The 2,332-nt window shown below is 60.4% G+C and carries 3 protein-coding genes and 1 pseudogene; 1 reads left to right on the forward strand and 3 read right to left on the reverse strand.

Translation table 11 applies throughout. The annotated features are described in order from the left end of the window. The 3 genes and pseudogenes from RSB01_RS14005 to RSB01_RS14015 form a co-directional block, all read right to left on the reverse strand. A pseudogene (locus RSB01_RS14005) lies at positions 1-298 on the reverse strand (N-acetyltransferase); the annotation flags it as partial. Beyond that, positions 298-1,404: a 3-dehydroquinate synthase gene (gene aroB / locus RSB01_RS14010; RefSeq protein ID WP_332619725.1), complete on the reverse strand. Its 1,107-nt coding sequence runs from the start codon at positions 1,402-1,404 to the stop codon at positions 298-300. The gene aroB and the pseudogene RSB01_RS14005, both read right to left, overlap by 1 nt. Beyond that, on the reverse strand, positions 1,401-1,970 hold the full coding sequence (locus RSB01_RS14015) for a shikimate kinase (RefSeq protein WP_332591242.1): 570 nt from the start codon (positions 1,968-1,970) through the stop codon (positions 1,401-1,403). Before RSB01_RS14015 ends, aroB begins: the two co-directional genes overlap by 4 nt. Positions 1,971-2,026: 56 nt before the next feature. Between RSB01_RS14015 and RSB01_RS14020 the strand changes: the two genes are divergently transcribed. Continuing rightward, on the forward strand, positions 2,027-2,332 hold a 306-nt coding region (locus RSB01_RS14020; protein WP_332625744.1), incomplete at its 3' end, for a site-specific integrase.

Raw genomic sequence — 2,332 nt, forward strand, 5'->3', positions numbered from 1 at the left:
AGAAGGTCGAACCCAACTCACAACGCAAATGTTCGGGTTTGATTTCGTACAGACTGCTCGTACCGACAATCACGCCATCGCTTTTACGGCGAACGGCATAGGCGATGCGGCTCTGGCTACGCATTGCCGCAATCGCAGCATCCCACCAGGCATCGAAGTGGGGGCCGTAAGCTGCAGTGACCATACCGTCCCAGGCCTCCGGATCATGATCCAGCGCCGCACGGACAGCATCCTTGTTGCCCTCATCAAACGGTTCCAGCTGCACAAAGGCGTTTTCCAGAACCGCAACCGGCAACATCAGGCCGCCCCTTCGTCCTTCAGGAAGACCAGAACATCGTCGGCATCGACATCCTTGGTCACAAAGGCCCGTCCGATACCGTGCGCGAGGATCAGCGTCAGACGACCGCCCTCGGCCTTCTTGTCACCCTGCATCCGCTCCAGCAAAGCAGCAGCCTCAAACGCGTGACGGATATCGGCCAGTCGCGTCGGCAGACCCGCAGCACGGATCCCCTGCTCGGCCCGCTCGGCATCCACCGCATCACAAAGACCCAAGCGCGCCGAATAGCGGAATGCCATGGCACAGCCGACAGCCACCGCTTCGCCGTGGGTCAGGGTGTCGTCAAACCCGACCTCGACTTCTAGTGCATGGCCGAAGGTATGCCCAAGGTTCAGTAAGGCACGGCGGCCCGCTTCTTTTTCGTCTTCGCCGACAACCTGCGCCTTGATCTCGACCGAACGGATGACGGCTTTGGTCAAAGCCTGTGCGTCACCTTCAGCACCCACGGCACCTTCACCGGACAGCCACTCAAAATAGGCAGAATCGCAAATCAGGCCGTGTTTGAGGATTTCAGCCCAGCCCGAACGCACCTGACGCACCGGCAAGGTCTTGAGGATATCGATATCGGCCAGCACCAGACGCGGCTGATGGAAGGCCCCGATCAGGTTCTTGCCACGCGGGGTGTCGATCGCTGTCTTGCCGCCGACGGATGAATCCACTTGCGCCAATACCGTCGTCGGTACCTGAATAAAGTCGATACCGCGCATGAACAGCGCCGCCGACAGTCCGGCCAGATCACCGATCACACCACCGCCCAGCGCCACCACCAGACTGCGGCGGTCCAGACCCGCCGCCATCATCCGGTCCAGCACGTTTTCCAGCTCGGTAAAGCTTTTCGAAGCCTCGCCCGCGGGGACCGTGATCAGTTCGGCTTCGATACCCGCCGCGTTCAGGGATGCCAGGGCCGCATCGGCATGCAGTGGAGCAACCGTGCTGTCGGTCACGACCACCCCACGGGTCGGCTTCAATACCTTGGCGCGCTCTCCCAGCGAGGACAGCAGGCCCGCACCAACCACAACGTCATAGGCGCGAAAATCGCCGCCCTCTACCTTGATGGACGTGGTCATCGGACACCCTGCTCCAACGCGTACTTTCTCAATTCCGTCAGCATGGCCTCAAGCGCCACACCGTGCGATCCGCCGCCAACATCAACCGTCACATCCGCTTCGCCATAGACGGGATAGCGTTTCTCGGACAATTCGCTCAGCACCTTGATCGTATCGCGTCCGCGCAACAAAGGCCGCGTATCGCGACGCGCCACCCGCTCGGCAATCACATGCAGGTCCGCCCGCATCCACACCGTAACGGCGTGTTCTTTCATCATAGCGCGGGTTTCGTCATTCATCATTGCGCCGCCACCGGTCGCCAGCACAATCGGCGGGCCTTCCAGCAGACGCTTCATGACGCGTGCTTCGCCTGCGCGAAAATCAGCCTCGCCACGGGTCGCAAAAATCTCGCTGACACTCATACCGGCTGCAGATTCGATCTCGTGATCGCCATCGGCAAAAGGCAAATTCAGGCGCGCGGCCAAACGGCGGCCCACTGTGGATTTGCCGACGCCCATCAGCCCCACCAATGCAATGGTGCGGTTCAGCTTCAAAATCGGGGAATCAGGTGAGGCGTCACAGTTCATGTTCTTAACCTCTTCTATACACGGATGACCACTCTCCACACCCCTTGCAGTCACCAATGACCCCACAAATCGAAGCCTTTCTGGAAATGATGGCCGTCGAACGTGATGCCTCCCCTCATACGTTGGCGGCGTACGGTCGCGACCTCGCCGATGCCGAGCAAATGCTGGGTGCCAAGGGCGGGCTTTTGAAGGCTGGCCAGGAAGATTTGGAAAACTGGTTTGCCGATTTGGCTGTGCGCGGATTATCGGCATCTACAGCCGCCAGACGACGCGCCTCGGTTCGCCAGTTCTACCGCTTTGCGATGGGTGAAGGCTGGCGCGAAGATGATCCGTCCAGACGTCTGGACGCGCCCAAACAGGGC

The sequence above is a fragment of the Brevundimonas sp. genome (assembly GCF_036659295.1).
Lineage (GTDB): Bacteria > Pseudomonadota > Alphaproteobacteria > Caulobacterales > Caulobacteraceae > Brevundimonas.

Excerpts from the sequence above, each read along its gene's own strand:
- aroB (WP_332619725.1), bottom strand. The coding sequence starts at position 1,404 with ATGACCACGTCCATCAAGGTAGAGGGCGGCGATTTTCGCGCCTATGAC.
- RSB01_RS14015 (WP_332591242.1), bottom strand. The coding sequence starts at position 1,970 with ATGAACTGTGACGCCTCACCTGATTCCCCGATTTTGAAGCTGAACCGC.